Annotated in this window: 17 protein-coding genes and 2 pseudogenes; 9 read left to right on the top strand and 10 right to left on the bottom strand. The window is 73.4% G+C overall.

Translation table 11 applies throughout. The features are described 5' to 3' along the window. Positions 1–12: 12 nt before the first annotated feature. Both OG702_RS07920 and OG702_RS07915 read right to left on the bottom strand, forming a co-directional pair. On the bottom strand, positions 13–420 hold the full coding sequence (locus tag OG702_RS07920) for a hypothetical protein (RefSeq protein WP_327288148.1): 408 nt from the start codon (positions 418–420) through the stop codon (positions 13–15). A gap of 37 nt (positions 421–457) precedes the next feature. Next, positions 458–1,051, bottom strand: a complete 594-nt coding sequence (locus OG702_RS07915) for a helix-turn-helix domain-containing protein (RefSeq protein ID WP_327288147.1) — start codon at positions 1,049–1,051, stop codon at positions 458–460. Between the two features lie 65 nt (positions 1,052–1,116). Between OG702_RS07915 and def the strand changes: the two are divergent. Next, positions 1,117–1,706, top strand: a pseudogene (def, locus tag OG702_RS07910) (peptide deformylase); the annotation flags it as partial. 40 nt (positions 1,707–1,746) lie between these two features. Next, positions 1,747–2,064: pseudogene (locus OG702_RS07905) on the top strand (DUF5753 domain-containing protein); the annotation flags it as partial. Between the two features lie 114 nt (positions 2,065–2,178). Here OG702_RS07905 and OG702_RS07900 read toward each other — a convergent pair. Continuing rightward, a complete protein-coding gene (locus OG702_RS07900) occupies positions 2,179–3,930 on the bottom strand; it encodes a WD40 repeat domain-containing serine/threonine protein kinase (protein WP_327288146.1) in 1,752 nt (583 codons plus the stop codon). Positions 3,931–4,173: 243 nt separating this feature from the next. Here OG702_RS07900 and OG702_RS07895 point away from each other — a divergent pair, with 243 nt between their 5' ends. Continuing rightward, positions 4,174–4,746, top strand: coding sequence for a cysteine hydrolase family protein (locus OG702_RS07895; protein ID WP_327288145.1), 573 nt, complete (start codon positions 4,174–4,176; stop codon positions 4,744–4,746). 27 nt (positions 4,747–4,773) lie between these two features. Here the strand turns inward: OG702_RS07895 and OG702_RS07890 are convergent, their stop codons facing one another. The 7 genes from OG702_RS07890 to OG702_RS07860 all read right to left on the bottom strand — a co-directional run bounded on the left by OG702_RS07890 (position 4,774) and on the right by OG702_RS07860 (position 12,471). Next, a complete protein-coding gene (locus OG702_RS07890; RefSeq protein ID WP_327288144.1) occupies positions 4,774–5,751 on the bottom strand; it encodes a hypothetical protein in 978 nt (325 codons plus the stop codon). A gap of 104 nt (positions 5,752–5,855) precedes the next feature. Then, entirely contained in the window at positions 5,856–6,296 is a 441-nt protein-coding gene (locus OG702_RS07885) for a hypothetical protein (RefSeq protein WP_327288143.1), read from the bottom strand. Between the two features lie 384 nt (positions 6,297–6,680). Further along, positions 6,681–8,528 (bottom strand): 3D-(3,5/4)-trihydroxycyclohexane-1,2-dione acylhydrolase (decyclizing), encoded by a 1,848-nt coding sequence (iolD, locus tag OG702_RS07880; protein WP_327288142.1) that lies wholly within the window; start codon positions 8,526–8,528, stop codon positions 6,681–6,683. Then, complete coding sequence (gene iolB / locus OG702_RS07875) at positions 8,525–9,397, bottom strand: 5-deoxy-glucuronate isomerase (protein ID WP_327288141.1); 873 nt, start codon at positions 9,395–9,397, stop codon at positions 8,525–8,527. Before iolB ends, iolD begins: the two co-directional genes overlap by 4 nt. A gap of 82 nt (positions 9,398–9,479) precedes the next feature. Next, positions 9,480–10,550, bottom strand: coding sequence for a 5-dehydro-2-deoxygluconokinase (gene iolC / locus OG702_RS07870; RefSeq protein WP_327288140.1), 1,071 nt, complete (start codon positions 10,548–10,550; stop codon positions 9,480–9,482). Then, the gene (locus tag OG702_RS07865; protein WP_327288139.1) at positions 10,547–11,407 is read right to left on the bottom strand and encodes a TIM barrel protein; all 861 of its coding nucleotides are present in this window, start codon (positions 11,405–11,407) and stop codon (positions 10,547–10,549) included. Before OG702_RS07865 ends, iolC begins: the two co-directional genes overlap by 4 nt. Then, entirely contained in the window at positions 11,404–12,471 is a 1,068-nt protein-coding gene (locus OG702_RS07860) for a Gfo/Idh/MocA family protein (RefSeq protein ID WP_327288138.1), read from the bottom strand. The genes OG702_RS07865 and OG702_RS07860 overlap by 4 nt, the downstream gene beginning before the upstream one ends. A 115-nt stretch (positions 12,472–12,586) precedes the next feature. Here OG702_RS07860 and OG702_RS07855 point away from each other — a divergent pair, with 115 nt between their 5' ends. From OG702_RS07855 to OG702_RS07830, 6 genes are all read left to right on the top strand, one after another. Next, on the top strand, positions 12,587–13,366 hold the full coding sequence (locus tag OG702_RS07855) for a GntR family transcriptional regulator (RefSeq protein WP_327288137.1): 780 nt from the start codon (positions 12,587–12,589) through the stop codon (positions 13,364–13,366). A gap of 165 nt (positions 13,367–13,531) precedes the next feature. Then, entirely contained in the window at positions 13,532–14,539 is a 1,008-nt protein-coding gene (locus OG702_RS07850; RefSeq protein ID WP_327293124.1) for a sugar ABC transporter substrate-binding protein, read from the top strand. Beyond that, positions 14,536–15,573: an ABC transporter permease gene (locus OG702_RS07845; protein WP_327288136.1), complete on the top strand. Its 1,038-nt coding sequence runs from the start codon at positions 14,536–14,538 to the stop codon at positions 15,571–15,573. The genes OG702_RS07850 and OG702_RS07845 overlap by 4 nt, the downstream gene beginning before the upstream one ends. Then, complete coding sequence (locus tag OG702_RS07840) at positions 15,570–16,481, top strand: ATP-binding cassette domain-containing protein (RefSeq protein WP_327288135.1); 912 nt, start codon at positions 15,570–15,572, stop codon at positions 16,479–16,481. The genes OG702_RS07845 and OG702_RS07840 overlap by 4 nt, the downstream gene beginning before the upstream one ends. Then, on the top strand, positions 16,478–17,626 hold the full coding sequence (locus OG702_RS07835) for an ROK family glucokinase (protein WP_327288134.1): 1,149 nt from the start codon (positions 16,478–16,480) through the stop codon (positions 17,624–17,626). The genes OG702_RS07840 and OG702_RS07835 overlap by 4 nt, the downstream gene beginning before the upstream one ends. Beyond that, the gene (locus OG702_RS07830) at positions 17,623–18,363 is read left to right on the top strand and encodes a hypothetical protein (protein WP_327288133.1); all 741 of its coding nucleotides are present in this window, start codon (positions 17,623–17,625) and stop codon (positions 18,361–18,363) included. The genes OG702_RS07835 and OG702_RS07830 overlap by 4 nt, the downstream gene beginning before the upstream one ends. The last annotated feature ends 117 nt before the right edge of the window (positions 18,364–18,480 follow it).

Genomic DNA, 18,480 nt, shown 5'->3' with positions numbered 1-18,480 from the left:
TGCAACGAGCGGTCATGCGCGGCGACGCTTGGGTCTCGGCGACTGTCCGTGAAGCTCTGCGAGGGCGTTGCGTACGGCAACGTGTCCGGCCGCTTCGAAGGCTCTTGGGTGGGAGTCGACTTCGTGCACTCGCATGCTGTGCAACACGACCGCCACCGCTGCGGGCAGCCGGGCGCCCAGCTCAGCCAGTTCCTCGCGGATACCTGTCTCCAGCGCAGTTCGGTACGCGGACAGCTCCTCCGTGCTCGCGGATCCGTGAGAGGCCAGGTCGGTGGCCACCTCGAACACGATGCCGGCCTTCCGAGGCACGAAGTCCACGACGACCTCCGCGAAATCGGAGGGGCAGCTGCTCTGCCGTGCGTACACGGCACGGACACCGCGGATCGGGTGGGGAGGAAACGTTCTGGCCTCGGAGTCCACGGGATCACCGTAGTCCGAGGGGCGGCGCATGCCGGCATCACCCTGCGCGCTTCGGCTCAACTCCGGCCGGATCGCCCGTGCCCGGGGGCAGCGGGAAGAACCGGGCGACCACCGCGACGGGTACGGCGTCCGCCGGGCGGGCGGCCCGGTCGTCGTCGCGCTCCCTGAAGCCGGCCAGCAGGCGGTGGACGGCGGCGGCCACCTCGGCCGTCTCGGTGGGGGTGAGGTGGACGACCGTGCTGAACGACTCGTCGTGCCGCCACTCGGCCGGTCCCTGGTCGAGTTCGGCGAGGCGGCGCCGGTAGGCGGCGTCCTCCAGGTCGCGGGTCAGCGCGGTGAAGCCGTCCTGCGGCGCCGTCCGCGCCCCCTCCCAGCGCAGCTGCCACGGCCGGGGGCCGCCCCGGCCGCCCGCGCGCGGCGCCTCCTCGATCAGCCCGTGCCTGGCGAGCTGGCGCAGGTGGAACGAGCACAGCCCCGAGCTGTGCCCGAGGCGGGCCGCGGCCTGCGTGGCGGTGACCGCCCCGGCCTCGGCGAGCAGGTCGAGCAGCGCGACCCGCACCGGATGGTCCGGCAACGCCCGGCGGGCGGCGGTCGGTCGGGCTGCGGAGTTCTCGGGCGGGCTCTCGCTCATTTGCAAAGAGTGCTACTTTGCAAATCGCCGCGTCAAGCCGGCCCGTCCGCACGGAAGGCGTCCGAATGAGTACCGAAGTCCGGCCCGAGGTCGAGCGTGGCGCGGTGCGCCGGATCGCGGTCATCGGCGAGGACGTGCTGCGCCGCACCTGTGACGACGGACACGCTTCGGCACGCCCGGGCTGTCCCGGCTCATCGATGACATGTTCGCCACCAACGCGGCAGCCGAGGGCGCCGCCATCGCCGCCAACCAGGTCGGTGTCCCGCTGCGGCTCTTCGTGTGGGACATGGAGGACGACTGGGGGGTGCGGCATGCCGGCCACATCGCCAACCCGGTGCTCGACGACCTCCCCGCCGAGCGCCGCCGCCTCGTGGAGGAACCCGAGGGCTGCCTGTCGGTACCCGGCCCCTACCGGCCGCTGGCCCGCCCCGACCTGGCAGTCGTCCGCGGCCGCGACCAGCACGGCGAGCCACTGGTGGTAGAGGGCCGCGGCTACTTCGCCCGCTGCCTCCAGCACGAGACCGACCACCTCCACGGCAGCCTCTACGTCGACCGGCTGACCGCCCGCGAACGACGTTCCGTACTGCGGGAGATGGAGTCCTCCCGCCCCGACGTGCAGGCCCGCAGGGCCGCCCGCGCGGCGGCCCTGGGCAAGTCAATCGATGAGCGCCCAGACGAGCTAGCGCGATGTAGAGGTGCGGGTGGCCAACCGGTTGGAACGCGCCAGGATTCTTGACGGCCCGGACGGCCCTTGCATGTGGGTGCTCCTGGACGAGCACGTACTGCGGCGACCGGTCGGCGGCCCCGTTGTCATGGCCGCCCAGGTGAGCCACATCGAAGCGCTCGCCCGGTGCGGGCGGGTCCGCCTCCACGTCGTCCCGTTCGCAGCGGGAGCACATGCCCTCCTGGAGAGCATGCTCGTCCTGATGCGGTTCGCCGACGCCCCACCCGTGGCGTACGTTGAGGGCGTCCAGACCGGCCAGGTCCTGGACGATCCGGCAGTAGTCGACAAATGCCAGGCCGCTTATGACCTTGCTCTGGGCGATGCGCTGTCGGCGGAAGAGTCGCTTCCGGCCTGTGCCGAATTCGCCGCCGACGTGAAGGCGGGCCCGCCTCCCGTTCGAGGATCAGCCCGCGGTGCGGGGTGCGGGGACGTTCCAGAGGCGGATCAGCGTGTCGTCGGCGGCGGCGACTGTTCTGCCGTCCGGGCTGAACGCCACTTCCTGGACCTGGGAGGTGGTGGTGGTCCACGTCGCCAGGCTGCGGGCGGTCAGGGTGTCCCACAGCGTGACCGCGTGCTTCGCCCCGCCGGTGACGAGCGTCGTGCCGTCCGGGCCGAAGGCCAGCGAGTTGATCCGGCCGCTGACGCCGGGCCAGGCGGGGAGCGGCTCGTGGGTGGCGGCGTCCCACATCCGGATCCCCGGCTTGCCGCCCGCGGCGACCGCCCTGCCGTCCGGGCTGAACGCGACCGCGTTCACCCGCCCGCCGAGGTCGGACCAGGCCGCGGCCTCCTTGCGGGACGCGACGTCCCACAGTTGCACGACCCTGCCGCTGCCCGTCGCGAGTGATCTGCCGTCCGGGCTGAACGCCACTCCCCGGACCCAGCCGGGAAGACCGGTCAGCAGCCCGGCGACGGACCCGGTGGCGAGGTCCCACAGCCGTACGGCCTTGTCGTCGCCCGCGCTGGCCAGGGTGGTGCCGTCCGGGCTGAACGCCAGCGCGCGGACCCAGCCGGTGTGGCCGGTCAGCGTCGCGGTGTTGTCGCCGGTGGCGAGGTCCCACAGCTGCACGGTGCGGTCGTCGCCCGTGCTGGCCAGGGTGGTGCCGTCCGGGCTGAACGCCAGCGCGCGGATCCAGTCGGTGTGCTCGCTCAGCGCCGTGCTGAAGCCGGGGGCGGTGGTGAGGTCCCACAGCCGTACGGTCTGGTCGTCGTCGCCGCTGGCCAGGAGGGTGCCGTCCGGGCTGAAGGCGACGGTCCGTATCTGGTCGGTGCCGGTGAGGACGATCGGACCGGGGAGCCGGTCGGGCAGCGGCCGTTCCCGCAGCGGGACGGCGGGCGGCGGCGCGTCCTGCGGCACGTCGACCATGGCCAGTGCCTCGCGGGCGGTCGGGCGCCGCCCGGGGTCCTTGGCCAGCAGGCGCGTGATCAGCGGCGCCAGCCGGCCCGCGCGGCGCGGCGGCGCGGCTTCGCCGGTGGCCACCGAGAGCGGGTCGTCGGTGTCGAAGGGCGGCCTGCCCTCCAGCGCTTGAAACAGCGTCGCACCCAGCGAGAACAGGTCGCCCGCGCCGCCTGCCTCGGCGCCGCTCACCCGCTCCGGCGCGACGAAGCCGGGGGAGCCGACGAGCACGCCGAGGGACGTGAGCGCGGTGTCGGTGCCCTCCGCCGTGATCCCGAAGTCGGTGAGCAGCACCTCGCCGTGGCTCGCGAGCAGGACGGCGGCCGGGGTGATGTTCCGGTGCACGACGTCGGCGGCGTACGCGGCCGCGAGGACGCCGAGCACGGCCCGTGCCACGTCCGCCGCCCGGTCCACGGACAGCGGTCCGTGGGCGTCGAGGTGCTCCCGCAGCGAGCGCCCCTCGACGAGCTGCATGATCGTCCACGGCGCGTCGTCCTCCACGACGACGTCGTAGACGGCGACGACGTGGGGGTGGTCGCGCAGCCGGGCGGCGTTGCGGGCCTGCTGCGCGGCGCGGGCCAGCACCTCGGCCCGGTCGGCGCCGGCGGACACGGCGGGCAGCCGGAAGCGCTTGACCGCCACGTCGATCCCGAGGTGCTCGTCCCGCGCCCGCCACACCTCGCCGGCAGCGTCTGCCCCCAGCCTGCCGACCAGCTGGTACCGCCCGCCTACCACCCGCCCGGGCTCAAGCCGATCCGACACCTTCGCTTCCCCCACCCCGTCGCCTCCGGTACGTACCGGCAGCGTACGCACGTGTCCGCGGAACCGCCGTATCCGGCGGCGGTTGTGACCGTCATGCGACATGCGCGCAGGGGCCGTCCGTCCGCCGTTCGCGCGGGCGCCACCTTTCCGCCGGGGGCGGTCCTGCGGCGGCCCGGCGGCGATGTCCGTGGTCGACCCTAGAGTCGGCGGTGACGACGGAACCTGTATTCGCCGGGAGGCGCCATGACCACGCTGGAGAATCGACCGCATACGGCCCTGCTTGTCATCGACGTGCAGAACGGAGTGGTGGATCAGGCCCACGACCGGGACGCCGTCGTGGCGAACATCGCCACCCTCGTGGACAAGGCGCGGGCCGGCGACGTGCCCGTCGTCTGGGTGCAGCACAACAGCGAGGAGCTGGTCACCGGTACGGAGAGCTGGAAGTACGCCCCGGAGCTGGTACGGGAGGAGGCCGAGGCGCTGGTGCAGAAGGCCTACGGCGACTCCTTCGAGGCGACCGACCTGGAGGCGGTGCTGGCCGCGCGCGGCGTCGGGCGGCTGGTGGTGGCCGGCGCCCAGACCGACGCGTGCATACGGGCGACGCTGCACGGGGCGATCGCCCGCGGCTACGACGCGACGCTGGTCGCGGACGCCCACACGACGGAGGACCTGACGGCCTTCGGCGCCCCGCCGCCGGAGCGGGTCATCGCGCACACCAACCTCTACTGGCGCTTCCACACCGCGCCCGGCCGCACCGCCGGCACGGTCACCACCGCCGACGTCGACTTCGTCCCGGCGGAGAAGCCGCAGGACTGACCCCGACCCCGCCCCGCCCGGCCCGCGTCAGCGGGCCGCGGCGAGGACCAGGGCGACGCGCTTCATGGTCTCGTCGTGGTCCGCCTTCGCCGCCGTGAAGTCGGCCTGGTGGGACGCGATCCACCTGCGCTGGTAGTCGACCTCCGAGGCGAACCAGAGGTCGACGAGGTGTGTCTGCTGCTTGCACCGCGCGTCGTCCTTGGCCATGGCGGACTCCGCGGGGGAGACGGTCGGCTTGTCGATGTCGAAGCCGGGGTCCCCGAGCGGGTCGCTGAGCGTGTGCCCCCTGGCGGCCATACACGCCGACCAGGCGTGCGTGGCCGCGACCACCTCCGGGTCCTCCCGCGACTGCTGGAAGGACGCGCTGCGCAGCGAGGCCACGGCGGTGGCTTCCCCGAAGGGACCGCTCTTCCCCGCGACGGCCTCGTCACCGGTGGCGGCGCAGCCGCCCGGTGGTATCGGCTTGCCCTGGCGCGTGCGGGTCACCGGCGCGTTCTTCTCGTCGGCACCGTAGAGGACGCGTTTCTCCGCGGTGCCCAGGTCGCCCAGGCCGCTCGCGCCGTCTGTGCCGCCGGCCCCGACGACCGTCGAGACGAGGTGGTAGCCGTAACGGGCCGCGGCCACCGGGTCGGTGACCATGTACCGCCGTTTGTTGTCGTAGCGGCCGAAGTCCATCAGGTCCTTGCGCACCGTGGCGGCGTTCTCCGCCTTCTCGGCGGCGAGGTCGTAGGGGTAGCCGAACCCGTGCAGGCATTCGCCGATCGTCACCGCGCGGGCCAGCAGGGCGCGGTCGCGCTCGGACACGTCGAAGGCGTACGCGTCGGCCGGCAGGGCGATCTGGTCGTGAGAAGGCCCGCCGTGCAGCGTTGCGAACGCGGAGGGCCCGGCCGCCCCTTGCCCGTCCTGCCCGTGACCACCCGTTGATCCGCAACCGGCCGCTGAGACCGTGACCGCCGCGAGAAGGGCGAGGCCGAATAGTCGCCGGGAGACCGAACTGGCGTGCATGGAATGTCCTTTGTGCCGCAGGAGGTGCGCGAGTGTCCCCGCCGGACGCTGGTGCGCACCGGCGGGGACGCCCACGGCAGGGGTCTGCTACCGCTGACCCCGGCTCAGGAGACGGAGATGGAACGGGCGTTTGCCAGCGTGTTGTGCAGCTTCCCGACCTGCCCGGCGGCCAGCCAGTCGTCGTTGCCCCCGTAGTTCACCCCGGCCCAGATGGTGCAGGCCGAGCTCGTACGCGTGGTGCAGGCCACGGCTTGCGCGGTGGTCGAGACCACCTGGCCGGAGCCGGCGCCCTCGTCGGCCCGGAAGTGTTCGTTCGTGATGTCCTTGTGGGCGATCTGGGTGCCGTAGAAGGAGTACGCGGTCAGGATGCTGGGGCCTGCGAAGAGGCAGATCTTGGCCGAGGCGGCGTCGCAGCGCGGCGAGTCGCCGTTCGTGCCGACAGGGTAGGAGGGCGGCGAGGCTGCCTGGGCCGGGGCGGTGACCGCGATCGGGGCGATCACGGCGGCTGCGCCGATCAGGACACCTGCCAGACGACGACTGAACATGAAGCTTCTCCATCCGTACTGACCCTATGAGGGTCAAAGTGGTTTGACTGCTTCCGTAAGGCCGGTGATGAGGCGTGAAGGGCGTATTTCGCGACGTCAGAGCCCATCTGATCGGCCGTTGGGAAAGTGACTGAGCGCGGTGGTGAAGATCATGTCCACTGTCTGAATCAAAATGGAACCGGTAGGAAGTTGTGAGTCGGATCACAAGGGTTCCCGGCGGCCGTGACGCGTGCGGATGCATCTGCGCAAGTGGAGGGGCGCGCTGCCATGTGCGAGGTCCACGCGCGTCGGGGAGTGCACCCGGAAGTGGAATCGGCGGCAGGCCGCAGAGCTACGCGCGTCCCTGACGTGGGCCCGTCATGAGTGATGGCCGTGTGACAAGGGTCACAGCGTCGGGCGGGTCCCCGGGGAGGGGCGGGACGCCTCGTAGGTGGTGCGGGCTTCGCGGGTGGACTCGCGGGTGGAGGTCTCGGCGACCGGGACGTCCCACCAGGCCTCGGCGGGCAGGCCGGGACGGGCGGGGTCGGTCTCGACGTAGACCGCGGTCGGCCGGGGGGAGGTGCGGGCGGCCGCGAGCGCCGTGCGCAGCTCCTTCGCGCTGCCCGGGGTGAAGACCTCAAGGCCGAGGCTGGCCGCGTTGGCCGCCAGGTCCACCGGGAGCCGCGGGCCGGTGAAGTCGCCGCCCGCGCCGGGGAAGCGGTAGGCGGTCGCGAAGCCCTCCGCCCCGACCTGGGCCGACAGGCCGCCGATCGAGGCGTAGCCGTGGTTCTGGACGATCACCAGGTTGACCGGGATGCCCTCCTGCACCGCGGTGACGATCTCCGTCGGCAGCATCAGGTACGTACCGTCGCCGACCAGCGCGAAGACCTCCCGGTCCGGGGCCGCGAGCCGGACGCCGATGGCGGCGGGGATCTCGTAACCCATGCAGGAATAGCCGTACTCGACGTGGTACTGCTCCGGGTCCCGGGACCGCCACAGTTTGTGCAGGTCGCCCGGCAGCGACCCGGCCGCGTTGATCAGCACGTCCCGGTCGGCCAGCACGGCGTCCAGGGCGCCGATCACCTCGCCCTGCGAGGGCGGCCACGGGCCGTCCCCGTCGCCGAGGACCGCGTCCGTGCGCGCCCGCCACTCCCCGACGGCGTGGGAGCGCTCCGGCGCCCGGAAGCCCGCCAACTCGGCGGCCAGCGCGGTCAGTCCGGCCCGCGCGTCGCCCACCAGCGCCAGCCCCGACATCTTGTGGCCGTCGAAGGCCGCCGCGTTGAGGTTGACGAAGCGTGCCCGCGGCGGGAAGAGCGTGCCCGAGGCGGTCGTGAAGTCCGTCCAGCGGGTGCCGACCCCGAGCACCACGTCGGCCTCCCGGGCCGCCGCGTCGGCGGGGGCGGTGCCGGTGTGGCCGATGGCGCCCAGCGCCTGCGGATGGTCCCAGCGCAGCGACCCCTTGCCGGCCTGCGTCTCCGCCACCGGGATGCCGGTGGCGGCGGCGAACCGGGCCAGCGCCGGGGCGGCTTCCGAGTGCCGTACGCCGCCGCCCGCCACGATCAGCGGGCGCCGGGCGGAACGCAGCAGGGCGGCGCCCTCGGCCAGCGCCGCCGCGTCGGGCAGCGGCCGCCGCACGTGCCAGACCCGCGGCCGGAACAGCTCGTCGGGCCAGTCGTGGGCCTCGGCCTGCACGTCCTGCGGCAGCGCGAGGGTCACCGCACCGGTGTCCACCGGATCGGTCAGCACTCGCATCGCCTGCAGCAGCGAGGCCGGCAGCATCTCCGGCCGCCAGATCCGGTCGAAGTAGCGGGACACCGGACGCAGCGTGTCGTTGACCGACACGTCGTACGCCCACGGCACTTCGAGCTGCTGCAGCACCGGGTCGGCGGGCCTGGTCGCGAAGACGTCGCCCGGGAGCAGCAGCACCGGCACCCGGTTGACGGTGGCCAGCGCCGCGCCGGTGACCAGATTCGTCGCACCGGGGCCGATCGAGGTGGTGCAGGCCAGCGTGGACAGCCGGTGCTTCATCCGGGCGTAGCCGACCGCGGCGTGCACCATCGCCTGCTCGTTGCGGCCCTGGTGGAACGGCATCGCCTCCGGGCCCGCCTCCAGCAGCGCCTGTCCGACCCCGGCGACGTTGCCGTGCCCGAAGATGCCCCACATCCCGGCGACCGTGCGGTGCCGCACCCCGTCCCGCTCGGTGAACTGCACCGACAGGAAACGGACCAGCGCCTGCGCGACGGTGAGCCTCATGAGCCGTCCTCCCGTGCCGGGACCTCGTACAACGGCAGCCGCGGGTCCGGGCGTTGGTCCGCCCAGCCGTCCCGCACCCACGCGTGCGCCGGGTCGTCGGTGATCAGCCAGGACCGCGAAGGGCCGGGCCCGGCCATGACGTTGAGGTAGTACATGTCGTAGCCGGGCACCGCCATGCTCGGGCCGTGCCAGCCGTCCGGGATCAGCACGGCGTCGCCGGACCGGACCTCGGCCAGCACGTCGGTGGCGCCGTGCGGCGACGGGTAGACCCGCTGGTAGCCCAACGCGGCCGGGCCGCCGGCCAGTTCGTAGTAGTAGACCTCTTCGAGCCGCGACTCGTGCGGGCCGGCCTCGTCGTGCTTGTGCGGCGGGTAGGAGGACCAGTTGCCGCCGGGCGTCAGCACCTCCACCGCGATCAGCCGGTCGCACTCGAAGACGTCCGCGGCGGCGAAGTTGTTCACCTGGCGGGTCGCACCGCCGGCGCCCCGCAGCTCCACCGGCACGCCGGCCGCCGGGCCGTAGCGGGCCGGCAGCCGCCGCGAGCAGCGCGCCCCGGCGAGCGCGAAGCGCCCGCCCGCGGCGGAGGCGACCACCGCGTGCGCGTCCCTGGGCAGGTAGCCGAAGTCGCTCACCCCGGAGAAGACGTCGGCGCGGCCGTGCAGCGCGAAGGTCTCCCCGTCGACCAGCACCGTGCACGCCCCGGCCAGCGGCAGCAGTACCCACTCGCTGTCCCCGGTCGCCAGCGTGCGCTGCCCGCCGGGCTCCAGGGTGAGGATCCGCAGCGCCGAATACGCCCAGCCGGCCGACGCCGGGTCGATCCACAGGTCATAGCCGTCCCGGGCGCCGCGGCCCGCGGGGAGGTGTGTCATGGCAGGTCAACTCCCGACGCGGGCGCGCGGGTTCCCCGCTCGGCGCGCTCGGCGGGCGGGCCGCTGCCGGCCGGCGGGCGGCTCATCCGCCGTCAGCTCCCCGGCCGGGCGCGTCCGGGTGCAGCATCGCCTCGATCTCCGCCCGGGTGGGCATCGCGTCGGCGCACGCCAGCCGGGACGCCACGATCGCGCCGGCCGCGTTGGCCGCCCGCAGCACCTCGGGCAGCGGGTCGCCGGCGAGCAGGCCCGCGCACAGGGCGCCGCCGAAGGCGTCGCCGGCGCCGAGGCCGTTGACCACCTTCACCGGCAGCGGCGGCGCCGCGTGCTGCTCCCGTACGGTACGCACCAGGGCGCCCGCCGGACCCTGCTTGACCACCGCGGTGTGCACGCCCCGGCGCAGCAGCAGCCCGGCCGCCGTCTCGGGGTCCGCGCTGCCCACCGCGACCTCGACCTCGGCCCGGTTGCCGACCGCGACCGTGGCGTACGACAGCGCGCGGGCGTAAAGTGCCGGGGCCTGCGCGGGATCGGCCCAGAAGCCGGGCCGCCAGTCGAGGTCGAACCAGACCTCGCCGCCGGCCCGCCGCTCCAGCGCGGCGAAGACCGTGGAGCGGGTCGGCTCGACGGCCAGCGCCGAGCCGGTGATCCACAGCGCCCGTGCGTCGCGCACCGCCGCCGCGACGGCGGGATCGTCGAGCACCGCCGGGGTCAGGCACTCGTCGGGCGCGACCGGGCGGCGGTAGAAGTGGATCGGGAAGTCGTCCGGCGGGAAGAGCTCGCAGAAGACCACCGGGGTCTGCGCCTCGGGCACCGTCGCGACGAGCCCGGCGTCCACGCCGAATCCGGTGAGCGCGGTGCGCACGAAGTCGCCGAACGGGTCCGCCCCGACGCCGCTGAGCACCGCCGTCCGCAGGCCGAGGCGGGCGCCGGCCACCGCGACGTTCCCCGCGGTGCCGCCGAGGTACTTCGCGAAGCTCCGCACCTCGGCGAGCCCGACCCCGCTCTGCTCGGGATAGAGGTCCACCCCGACCCGCCCGAAGGTGACGACGTCGTGGGGCGCGGCAGCGGGTCCGTCGCCGCCCGCGGGCTCCGAACGGCCGCCGGGGACGGGGGCCGGGGGCCGGTCGGAGCCCGCGGGCGGCGGGGGCGGGGTCATCGGCCGTCCGTCCGCGCCCGCAGCCAGGACAGCGAGGTGCGGACGTCCGTGAGGGGACCGGTGCCCGGCGGGGGGTCGGCGTGCAGGACGGTGTCCTGCTCCATGACGTACCAGCCGGGGTAGTGCGCGCTCTCCAGGGCGGTCAGCAGCGCCGGCAGGTCCAGGTCGCCCTCGCCGAGCGGGCGGTACAGGCCCGCGTTGACGGCGGAGGTGTAGCTGGTGCGGCCGCTGCGCACCGCGGCCGCGGTGGCCTCGTCGACGTCCTTGAGATGGACGTGGGCGACGCGTTCCGCGGCGCGCTCGGCGAGGGCGACCGGGTCGGTGCCGCCGATCAGCAGATGGCCGGTGTCCAGGCACAGCCCGATCCCGCTGCCGTCAAGCACCCGCTCGACCTCGCCGGGACCCTCGACGACCGTGCCGACGTGCGGGTGCAGCGCCGTGGTGACGCCCAGCGACGCCGCCAGGCCGGCGATCTCGTCCAGCCGGGCCAGCAGCGTGCGCCAGCCCGCCGCGTCGACGTCGGGGCGCCCGTCGTAGCCGTCCAGGCCGGTCGCCGCGGCCAGCACGAGGGTGCGGGCACCGGCGGTGGTGAAACGGTCCAGCGCGGCCCGTACGTCCGGCATCGGGTCGTGGTCGGGGTCGTGCAGGACGGCGGGCACGAAGCCGCCCACCGCGGTGACGCCGTAGGCGGCGAGCATCGGCCCCGGCAGGAAGCCGTCCGGGCCGAACTCGCTTGCCGTGACACCCAGCGCCGTCATCTCCTGCAGCACCCGGTCGGGGGTCAACTGGTGGCCCCAGTCCGGCACTTCGCACACGCCCCAGGAGATCGGCGCCGCCGCGATCCGGTCCTGCCTCACGCCACCACTCCCTTTCGCCCGCCGCGCCAGGCCGGGTTTTGCGCGTCGTCCCGGCAGGCCCGCGCCGCCGCCTCGACCTCGGCGACCGGCACCGGGCGCCGCTCGCGCCGGGAGACCTCGCAGGCCTCGGCGACCAGCAGGGCCCGCAGCGCGTCCCGACCCTCGCAGGGATTGGCCTCGGCCCCGCGCGCGACGCGCAGGAAGGTGTCCATTTCGGCCCGGTAGGCCGAGCCGAAGCGGTCGAGGAAGCCCGCCCAGGGGCTGCGCGGCGGTGCCGCCCCGCCCGGTTCCACCGAGGTCAGCGGGGTGCGGGCGCCGGTGCCGACGGCGATCTGGTCCTGGGTGCCAGCCAGTTCCATCCGCACGTCGTATCCGGCGGCGTTGTAGCGGGTCGCCGTCGCGGTGGCGAGCACCCCGCCCTCCAGGGTGAGCAGCACCGCCGCGGTGTCCACGTCGCCGGCCGCGAGGAAGAAGTCGGCGCCGACGTTCGCCCCCGCCGCGTACACCTCGGTCACCGCCCGCCCGGTCACCCAGCGCAGGATGTCGAAGTCGTGGATCAGGCAGTCCCGGTAGAGACCGCCGGACAGCGGGACGTAGCCGGCCGGCGGCGGCGCCGGGTCGGAGCTGACGGTGCGTACGGTGTGCAGCCGGCCGAGCCGCCCGCCGGCGACGGCCTGCCGGGCGGCGGCGTAAGCGGCGTCGAAGCGGCGCTGGAAGCCGATCTGCAGCACGGCGCCGCCGGCGTCCACCGCGTCCAGCGCGGCGACCGTCCCCGCGAGGTCCACGGCGATCGGCTTCTCGCAGAAGGCCGGCAGGCCCGCCTGCGCCGCCCGGGCGATCAGCCCGGCGTGCGCGGCGGTCGCCGAGGCGATGACCAGCGCGTCGGGCCGGGTCGCGAAGACCTGGTCCACCGGCATCGCGCGGCCCCCGTGCGCGGCCGCGACCTGCTGCGCGCGCGCCGGGTCCGCGTCGGCGACCAGCAGCTCCCCGACGTCGGGGTGCGCCCGCAACGTCCCGGCGTGAAAGCCGCCGATCCGCCCCGCGCCGATGAGTCCGATCCGCATACCTGCTCCTGCCCCTTCGGAAGAGGAGACGTGACGGCTGTCCGCGCCGTCCCAACCTCCCGCGCCACCGCGCTGGTGTCAACGCTTTGTCCGGACATAAGGACTTCCCGTCATCATGCCGTCCCGCTACGCTCCCAGCGTGCCCAAGCACGAGCCCGCACAGCTGCGGCTCGCCGTGGACCGGGCGAGCCCCGTACCGCTGTACTTCCAGCTTGCCCGCCAGCTGGAGACGGCCATCGAGGACGGTGCGCTCACCCCGGGCAGCCTGCTCGGCAACGAGATCGAGCTGGCCGCCAGGCTGGGGCTGTCACGCCCCACCGTCCGGCAGGCGATCAGGTCGCTGGTCGACAAGGGCCTGCTGGTGCGCCGCCGCGGTGTCGGCACCCAGGTGGTGCACACCGGTGTGGCCCGCCCGATGGAGCTCAGCAGCCTCTACGACGACCTCGCCGCCGCCGGCCTGCACCCCACCACCCGGGTGCTGCACAACGCCCGCGGCCACGCCCCCGCCGAGGTCACCGCCGCGCTCGGGCTGCCGGAGTCCTGCCAGGTCAGCGTGGTGCACCGGCTGCGGCTGACCCGCGGCGAACCGATGGCGTATCTGTGCAACTACCTGCCGAGCGACCTGCTCGACCTGCCCACCGGCGAGCTGGAGACCAGCAGCCTGTACGCCCTGATGCGGCGGCACGGCATCACCCTGCACAGCGCCCAGCAGAGCGTCGGCGCCAGGCCGGGCACCGCCGAGGAGTGCGGGCTGCTCGGCGAGCCCGCCGGTTCGGCGCTGCTCACCATGCGCCGGGTCAGCTACGACGACCGCGGCAGGCCGGTCGAATTCGGCGCCCACGTCTACCGGGCCTCGCGCTACACCTTCGAATTCCGGCTGCTCGTCCGCGGCTGAGCCGCATACCGCAGGCCCAGGGCCGTCCGCGGCCTCCCTGCGGCAGGGGCGCCGCACCCCTTGACGGATACTTGGCCCGCCGGGATGGTCATCGCTCGAAGCACGTCGCAGCACTCCCATCACGGCTGCACCAGGATCGGTAAGGAAAGGCAGGGCCTCGTGGCGATGGCAAGGGCGGGAACGAAGGCGCTCGGCGCGCTGCTGGCGGTGGTGCTCGGCGCGGCCGGCCTCGCCGGCTGCAGCAGCACCGGCGGCAAGCGCGCGGAGGACCGGGCCAAGAAGCTCGCGGCGAACGGCTCGGCGGTCAACACGCCGAAGTGGACCGTCGCCATGGTCACCCACTCGGGCGCCGGCGACACCTTCTGGGACATCGTCCAGAGCGGGGCCAAGCAGGCCGCGGCCAGGGACAACATCAAGTTCGTCTACTCCAACAGCGACCAGGGCGACCAGCAGGCACAGCTCGTGCAGGCCGCGATAGACAGCCACGTGGACGGCCTGGTCGTCACGCTGGCCAAGCCCGACGCGATGAAGGCGGTCGTCGCCAAGGCCGTCAAGGCCGGCATCCCGGTGATCACCATCAACTCGGGGGCCGCCCAGTCCAAGCAGTTCGGCGCGCTGACCCACATAGGCCAGGACGAGACGATCGCCGGCAACGCCGTCGGCGAGGAGCTGAACACCCGCGGCAGGCAGCACGCGCTGTGCATCCTGCACGAGCAGGGCAACGTCGGCCTCGAACAGCGCTGCGCGGGCGCCAAGGAGAAGTTCCACGGCCGGATGGACAACCTCTACGTCAACGGCACGAACATGCCGGACGTGCTGTCCGCGATCCAGGCCAAGCTGCAGTCCGACAAGTCCATCGACTCGGTCGTCACCCTGGGCGCCCCCTTCGCCGACACCGCGGCCAAGGCCAAGGCGCAGTCGGGCTCCAGCGCCGAGATCGACACCTTCGACCTGAACCCGCAGGTCGCGAGCTCGCTGAAGAACGGCACCATCGGCTTCGCCGTGGACCAGCAGCCCTACCTGCAGGGCTACGAGGCGGTGGACCTGCTGTGGCTCTACCGCTACAACAAGGACACCCTCGGCGGCGGCCAGGCGGTCCTCACCGGGCCGCAGATCGTCACCAAGGACGACGCCGACGCGCTGCTGTCGTACGCCAAGCGGGGGACCCGATGACCGGCCTCGCCCTGGCGCCGGACGAGCGGCTGGCGCCGCGGTCCACGGTGCGGCGGCTGCTCGGGCGGCCCGAGTTGGGGGCCGTCGTCGGCGCCGCGGCCGTCTTCCTGTTCTTCGCCGTCGCCGCCGACCCCTTCCTGCAGTGGTCCAGCTTCGGCACCGTCCTCTACGCCTCCTCCACCATCGGGATCATGGCGGTGCCGGTGGCGCTGCTGATGATCGGCGGCGAGTTCGACCTGTCGGCCGGTGTGATGGTGACCAGTTCCGCGCTGGCCTCCTCGATGTTCAGCTTCCAGTTGACCGCGAACGTCTGGGTCGGCATCGGCGTCTCGCTGCTGGTGACGCTGGCGCTCGGCGCGTTCAACGGGATCATGCTGGTGCGCACCAAGCTGCCCAGCTTCATCATCACGCTGGGCACCTTCCTGATGCTGACCGGCCTGAACCTGGGACTGACCAAGCTGATCAGCGGCACCGTCGCCACCAAGTCGATCGGCGACATGGAGGGCTTCCCCGCCGCGCACGACGTCTTCGCGTCGCACTGGACGATCGGCTCGGTCGACCTGCAGGTGACGATCCTGTGGTGGCTCGGCCTGGTCGCGGTCGCCACCTGGGTGCTGCTGCGCACCCGGGCGGGCAACTGGATCTTCGCGGCCGGCGGCAACGCCGACGCGGCCCGCGCGGTCGGCGTCCCGGTGGCCCGCACCAAGGTCGGGCTGTACATGGGGGTGGCCTTCTGCGCCTGGATCTCCGGCCAGCACCTGCTCTTCTCCTTCGACGTGGTCCAGTCGGGGGAGGGCGTCGGCAACGAGTTCCTTTACATCATCGCGGCCGTGATCGGCGGCTGCCTGATGACCGGCGGATACGGCAGCGCCATCGGCTCGGCGGTCGGCGCGTTCATCTTCGGCATGACCAACAAGGGCATCGTCTACGCCCAGTGGAATCCGGACTGGTTCAAGTTCTTCCTCGGGGCGATGCTGCTGCTCGCCACCCTGCTCAACGCCTGGGTACGCAAGCGGGCGGAGGCCACCGCATGACCACGACCACCGAGACCGCCGCCGACGGCAGCACGGAGGCGGCCGCCCCGCTGATCGCCCTGACCGACGTCTCCAAGTCCTACGGGAACGTCCGCGCCCTGCGCGACGTCTCCCTGGAGGTGCACGCCGGCGAGATCACCTGTGTCCTCGGTGACAACGGCGCGGGCAAATCCACCCTCATCAAGATCATCGCCGGGCTGCACCCGCACGACTCAGGCGACTACGCGGTGGCCGGCGAGCCGGTACGGCACGCCACACCGCGCGACGCCCTGGACCGCGGCATCGCCACCGTCTACCAGGACCTGGCCGTGGTGCCGCTGATGCCCGTATGGCGGAACTTCTTCCTCGGGTCGGAGCCCACCAGGGGCCGTGGCCCGCTGCGCCGCCTCGACGTCGCCGCCATGCGCGGCACCACCCACGCCGCGCTGCTGCGGATGGGCATCGACCTGCGCGACGTCGACCAGCCCATCGGCACGCTGTCCGGCGGCGAGCGGCAGTGCGTGGCCATCGCCCGTGCGGTGCACTTCGGCGCCAAGGTGCTGGTGCTCGACGAGCCCACCGCCGCGCTCGGCGTCAAGCAGTCGGGCATGGTGCTCAGATACGTGGCCGCGGCCCGCGACGCCGGGCTCGGCGTGGTGCTGATCACCCACAACCCGCACCACGCCTACCTGGTCGGGGACCGCTTCGTTCTGCTGAAGCGGGGCACGATGTCCGGCAGTCACCTCAAGAAGGACATTACGCTTGACGAGCTGACCCGGGAGATGGCCGGGGGCAGCGAGCTGGACGAGCTGACGCATGAGCTGAGCCGCACACCGGCGGCTGAGGACACGCCGGCGGAGGGTCCGCCGGTCAGGGACGCACTGGCCGAGGACCCGCAGGACGCCACCGACCCGGAGACCCGCGCTTGAGTGCCAATCGTGAACGTGTGTACCGCGGCAGCGCCGCCAGAGCGACGGTGTGGCGCAACGTCAGCGGCGCCGAGCGCCGGGAGAGACGCAGCCACCTGACCGCGCCGCGGGTGCCCACCGTGGGCATCGACATCGGCGGCACGAAGGTGATGGCGGGCGTGGTGGACGCCGACGGCGTCATCCTCGAACAGCTGCGCACCGAGACCCCCGACAAGTCCAAGAGCCCCAAGGTGGTCGAGGACACCATCGTGGAGCTGGTGCTCGACCTGTCGGAGCGGCACGACGTGCACGCGGTCGGCATCGGCGCGGCCGGCTGGGTGGACGCCGACCGCTCCCGCATCCTCTTCGCCCCGCACCTGTCCTGGCGCGACGAACCGCTGCGCGAACGGCTCGCGGAGCGGCTGCTGGTCCCGGTGATGGTCGACAACGACGCCAACACCGCCGCCTGGGCCGAATGGCGCTTCGGCGCCGGACGGGGCGAGGCCGACCTGGTGATGATCACGCTCGGCACCGGCATCGGCGGCGCGATCCTGGAGGACGGCCAGGTCAAGCGGGGCCGCTACGGCGTCGCCGGCGAGTTCGGCCATATGCAGGTGGTGCCGGGCGGCCACCGCTGCGCGTGCGGCAACCGCGGCTGCTGGGAGCAGTACAGCTCGGGCAACGCCCTGGTCAGGGAGGCCCGCGAGATGGCCGCCGCGGACTCACCGGTGGCCTACGGGATCATCGACCGGGTCGGCGGCCACATCGGCGACATCACCGGGCCGCTGATCACCGAGCTGGCCAGGGCCGGCGATCCGATGTGCGTGGAACTCTTCCAGGACATCGGCCAGTGGCTCGGCGTCGGCATCGCCAACCTCGCCGCCGCCCTCGACCCGTCCTGCTTCGTCATCGGCGGCGGCGTCAGCGCCGCGGACGACTTGCTGATCACTCCCGCGAGGGACGCCTTCCGCCGCACCTTGACCGGCCGCGGGTACCGGCCGGAGGCCAGGATCGCCAAGGCGGAGCTCGGCCCTGAGGCCGGCATGGTCGGCGCCGCCGACCTCGCGCGCCTGGTGGCCCGCCGCTTCCGCCGCGCCAACCGCCGCCGGGTCGAGCGCTACGAGCGCTACGGCAGGATCTACGGCCGCCAGGAGGCCGACTCGTGACGACGACCCCGGAGCGGGAGGCCGTACCGCAGTATCCGGACGAGGACGAGGCCGCCGAGCGCGCCGCCGACCCGGTCATCCCCGCCGAGCGCACCCCGAGCGGCGACGGCCCGGGCGGACCCGGCGGTGAGGGCGCCGGCGGACCCGGTGGCGCGGGCCCTGGCGGCGGCCGCGGCGGCGGCGGGCCGTCCGCGCTGCCGCCGCGCGAACTGCCCCGCTGGGTGCGCTGGGTGGTGGTGCCGCTGCTGGTGCTTGTCCCGCTCGGCTACGTGATCATCTCCGCCGCGCAGAGCCGCGACAGCGGCCAGGACGTGCAGAAGCAGGCCGCCGCGCGCCACCTGACCTGGGTCGTCCCCAGCGAGCTGCAACGCCGCATCTACCAGGTGCCGATTCCCGACGGCACCGTCCACGACGGCTACCTGGAGACCAACTCCTGGGACACCAGCGAGTTCTACTGCCAGTTCACCACCAGCGCCGGCGGCCTGGACACCTTCCTCGCCCAGCTGGGCACCAGCAGGGCTGCGCTGCGCGACGGCCAGAACGCCATCAGCGCCGAGCAGGCCGCGCAGGTCGGCTGGAACTTCGCGGTGCCCGGCCACCACTGGGCCGGCCGGTCCTCCAGCCAGGCGGGCGACAAGCCCGACCACGACATCACGGTCGATCTCACGCACGCCGACACGCCCGTGGTGTACGTGGTCTCCACCGTCAACTTCCAGCACGGCTTCGGGGGTGGGTGACCCGGGTGAGCCCAGGAGTCGGTAGCGTGAAGCGATGAGCGAGCTGACGACCGACGCGCCCTTCGGCGCCGCAGCCGACTACGCGGCCGGCCCTCCGGCGGACCGTATGGCCGACTA

It is taken from the genome of Streptomyces sp. NBC_01198 (genome assembly GCF_036010485.1).
In the GTDB taxonomy this organism is placed as follows: domain Bacteria; phylum Actinomycetota; class Actinomycetes; order Streptomycetales; family Streptomycetaceae; genus Actinacidiphila.
Note: the sequence above shows the minus strand (reverse complement) of the source record. Positions and strands in the feature narration are given on the sequence as shown.

Bases quoted from the DNA above. Each gene is read 5' to 3' on its own strand.
- OG702_RS07895 (WP_327288145.1), top strand. From the start codon at position 4,174: ATGACCACGCTGGAGAATCGACCGCATACGGCCCTGCTTGTCATCGAC.
- OG702_RS07885 (WP_327288143.1), bottom strand. From the start codon at position 6,296: ATGTTCAGTCGTCGTCTGGCAGGTGTCCTGATCGGCGCAGCCGCCGTG.
- OG702_RS07850 (WP_327293124.1), top strand. From the start codon at position 13,532: ATGGCAAGGGCGGGAACGAAGGCGCTCGGCGCGCTGCTGGCGGTGGTG.
- iolB (WP_327288141.1), bottom strand. From the start codon at position 9,397: ATGACACACCTCCCCGCGGGCCGCGGCGCCCGGGACGGCTATGACCTG.
- OG702_RS07855 (WP_327288137.1), top strand. From the start codon at position 12,587: ATGCCGTCCCGCTACGCTCCCAGCGTGCCCAAGCACGAGCCCGCACAG.
- iolD (WP_327288142.1), bottom strand. From the start codon at position 8,528: ATGAGGCTCACCGTCGCGCAGGCGCTGGTCCGTTTCCTGTCGGTGCAG.
- iolC (WP_327288140.1), bottom strand. From the start codon at position 10,550: ATGACCCCGCCCCCGCCGCCCGCGGGCTCCGACCGGCCCCCGGCCCCC.
- OG702_RS07915 (WP_327288147.1), bottom strand. From the start codon at position 1,051: ATGAGCGAGAGCCCGCCCGAGAACTCCGCAGCCCGACCGACCGCCGCC.
- OG702_RS07840 (WP_327288135.1), top strand. From the start codon at position 15,570: ATGACCACGACCACCGAGACCGCCGCCGACGGCAGCACGGAGGCGGCC.
- OG702_RS07890 (WP_327288144.1), bottom strand. From the start codon at position 5,751: ATGCACGCCAGTTCGGTCTCCCGGCGACTATTCGGCCTCGCCCTTCTC.
- OG702_RS07860 (WP_327288138.1), bottom strand. From the start codon at position 12,471: ATGCGGATCGGACTCATCGGCGCGGGGCGGATCGGCGGCTTTCACGCC.
- OG702_RS07845 (WP_327288136.1), top strand. From the start codon at position 14,536: ATGACCGGCCTCGCCCTGGCGCCGGACGAGCGGCTGGCGCCGCGGTCC.